Origin of the sequence: Myroides albus (assembly GCF_009711045.1) — a bacterium.
GTDB classification, from domain to species: Bacteria; Bacteroidota; Bacteroidia; order Flavobacteriales; family Flavobacteriaceae; genus Flavobacterium; species Flavobacterium album_A.
In genome coordinates, this window is the sequence record NZ_WMJX01000133.1 from 1 (window position 1) to 574 (window position 574).

A 574-nucleotide genomic window follows, 5' to 3' on the forward strand; every position below is an offset into this window, starting at 1 on the left:
TGAGGGTTACCATCCTTATCTGTATAATTAAAGATATGATTCTTATTTTCTAATTTATATGTCACAGTTCCTCCTGCTGGTGGATTAGCTGTAAAGTAATCATTAAATATCTTCTTAACATCTTCATTATTAATAACATCTCCGAAGTTATTCGCTACATCCTCTGTTACATTAATGGTAATTTCTGTACCTTTTTCAGACTTGTATTTATATTCCCCTGTACGAACATCTTTTCCTCCTACATCCTTTAAAGTAGCAGTAATAGGCGTATCTGTCTCTTCTATTAGCGTACTTAAGTCGATTAATTCTTTGGTGATAGTATTTCCATCATTCTTCACAAAAAAGAACTTACCGCCTTCATAAGTAACATTTCCTTCTGCGTTATCTTTTAAATAATTATTAATTACATCCTTGAACTTTTGATTCTTAACAATCGTATCAAAGTTATTCGCTACATCATCTACTACTGTTATCTTAACATCTGTTCCTGCCTCATTCTTATATGTATAGGTACCTTTAGTATCTGATACTATCGTAGTTAAAGTTTCGTAGTCCTTAACTACCTTAGACATAT

General features: G+C 31.7%; 1 pseudogene. It reads right to left on the reverse strand.

The annotated features are described in order from the left end of the window. Positions 1-574: pseudogene (locus GJV76_RS15830) on the reverse strand (hypothetical protein); the annotation flags it as partial.